This window comes from Pedobacter sp. (genome assembly GCF_035317785.1).
Lineage (GTDB): Bacteria > Bacteroidota > Bacteroidia > Sphingobacteriales > Sphingobacteriaceae > Pedobacter.
Genome location: NZ_DATHGC010000204.1, coordinates 1 through 2,533 on the forward strand (window position 1 = coordinate 1; position 2,533 = coordinate 2,533).

3 protein-coding genes are annotated in these 2,533 nt (G+C 47.0%); all 3 read left to right on the top strand.

The genetic code is table 11. The annotated features are described in order from the left end of the window. The coding region (locus tag VK541_RS12260; protein WP_414692619.1) for a sugar phosphate isomerase/epimerase family protein at positions 1 to 256 on the top strand (256 nt) is incomplete at its 5' end. 4 nt (positions 257 to 260) lie between these two features. Continuing rightward, on the top strand, positions 261 to 809 hold the full coding sequence (locus VK541_RS12265) for a YdeI/OmpD-associated family protein (protein WP_324370449.1): 549 nt from the start codon (positions 261 to 263) through the stop codon (positions 807 to 809). A 42-nt stretch (positions 810 to 851) separates the two neighbouring features. Continuing rightward, a partial coding sequence (locus VK541_RS12270) for a PQQ-binding-like beta-propeller repeat protein (RefSeq protein ID WP_324370451.1) occupies positions 852 to 2,533 on the top strand: 1,682 nt, incomplete at its 3' end.

Sequence of the window (2,533 nt, forward strand, 5' to 3'; positions counted from 1 at the left end):
AAGTGGCCTTGATCCGGTAAAATGCCTCAAAATGCTGGACGGTCATGTTATCGGCCTTCACCTCAAAGACATCGACAAAGCAGATCATGAAACAGATGTGGACCTTGGAACAGGGTCGATTGACTATCCGGCTGTTGCAAAGGAACTAAGACGGCAAAAATTCTCTGGCTTTGCCCATGTAGAATGTGAGCACAATATGGAGGACAACTTGCAGATCGTAAAAGCATCTGTTCAACATTTTAACGCTGTCAAATAATATAATGGAAGACCATATACAAACAGTCCATCCTGAAAACCGTACAGAATGGCGTTCATGGCTGGAAAAGAACCACACTTTCCAAAATTCTGTTTGGCTGATCTATAACAAGGTAAATTCAGGAAGACCAATATTGTCCCATACCGATGCCATCGACGAGGCGCTTTGCTTTGGCTGGATTGACAGTAAAGGGATGAGTGTTGATGACAAAGCCTTTAAGGTTTGTTTTACCAAACGCAAACCGAAAAGCATGTGGTCCAAAATCAACAAGGAAAAGATTGAACGGCTTATTGAACAGGGTCTGATGACTGAACTGGGTTTGGCGGTTATCGAAATTGCAAAGAAGAACGGCTCCTGGAACATGCTGGACGAGGTGGAAGAACTGATCATTCCCGATGATATGCAGCGCGAACTGGATAAACATCCCAAAGCACTGGCCCACTTTAAAAGATTGAGCAAATCAAATAAAAGGGCTGTTCTGCTTGCGCTGGTCATGGCAAAAAGAGAAGAGACCAGGCAAAAGCGCATTGCCGAATTTATCGCCTCTATTTAAGCTGCCTATTATGTTTCTTTGTTCCCAACCAGACCGCATCTCATGAAAAAATGGCTTCATTATAAATACCTGATCCTGGCCGGAATTTCGGCAGCTTTTATCTTGCATAGCTATACTGTAAAGATCGAAGCTCCTGCAGATGAAAAGCAATGGTCGGAATATCTCGGCGGGCCGGACCGCAATCACTATTCTACACTTTCACAGATCAATACCGGCAATGTTGCTAAGCTTGAAAAGGCATGGGAATACAAATCCGGAGACTCCGGACAGGTACAGTGCAACCCGATCATTGTCAACAATGTGCTGTATGGTGCGACCGCTTCCAATCAGGTCTTTGCACTTGATGCTGCCACGGGAAAAGAAAAATGGAAATATATACAGCCGGGAGAAAAAACGTCCAATACCAACCGGGGGGTAACCTACTGGCAGCAGGGTTCGGATAAACGAATATTATATGCCTATAATTCTTCCCTTTATGCTTTGAACGCCGAAACCGGAGAACTTATAATGTCTTTTGGAGATCATGGAATGGTGAGCCTGAAAACTGGCCTGGAGGCCAACGCCAGGGACAGGTATGTAATATCTAACACCCCTGGGACTTTATTTGAAGACCTCCTCGTAATGCCGCTCAGGCTAGACGAAGGGGATGGCGCCGCAATGGGTTATATTCAGGCTTTTAATGTGAAAACAGGAAAACTGGCCTGGGTATTTAAAACCATTCCCGATCCGGGACAGCCGGGCGCCGGCACCTGGCCTGCAGATGTGAAAAGACGAGCTGAAGTGGGCGCCGCCAACAACTGGTCGGGTATGGCCATAGACCGCAAAAGGGAAATCCTTTTTGTACCAACAGGTTCTGCAGCTTTTGATTTTTACGGGGGCAACAGAAAAGGTAAAAACCTTTATGCCAATTGCTTGCTCGCACTAAATGCACGTACCGGCAAATACATCTGGCACTATCAGATCGTACACCACGATGTATGGGACAGGGATCTGCCTGCTCCACCCAATCTGGTACGGGTGAAACATATGGGAAAAATGACAGATGCAGTGGCGCAGGTGACTAAGCATGGTTATGTTTTTCTTTTTGAACGAACCACCGGCAAGCCACTATTTCCGATTGATGAGAAACCATTTCCGGCTTCTGATGTGCCGGGCGAAAAAACCTGGCCCACACAACCGATCCCAAGAATTCCGGCTCCGTTTGCAAGGCAGACTGTTTCCGAAAAAGACATTAGCACAATGGCTGAAAACAGGAACGAGCTGCTGGAAATGTTTCGCAAAGCAAAAAAAGGAGTTTACAAGCCTTTGAGTTTAACTGCGCCGACCATTTTACTTCCTGGTGCTGACGGTGGTGCAGAATGGGGCGGTGCGGCGGTAGACCCAAATGGGATCATGTACGTGAACTCCAATGAGATGCCCTGGCTGTTCAGCCTGAGCAGGAAGCAAAATAATACTCAGGATGGTTTAACTGCCGGGCATTTGCTGTACAACAATACCTGTATAGGCTGCCACGGTCCGCAGCTGAAGGGCAATCCAGCCAGCGGTTATCCTTCGCTTGTTAATATAAAGGCCCGCCTAAACCGAAAAGAGATCGGCAGACTCATCACCACAGGAAAGGGAATGATGCCGGGCTTCACCGCCATTTCTGCGCCACAGAAACAAGCCATTATTGATTTTCTGTACAATGAGGAAAAGACCGAGGCACCATCCGCACCAGCAGGAAG

Excerpts from the sequence above, each read along its gene's own strand:
- VK541_RS12265 (WP_324370449.1), top strand. The coding sequence starts at position 261 with ATGGAAGACCATATACAAACAGTCCATCCTGAAAACCGTACAGAATGG.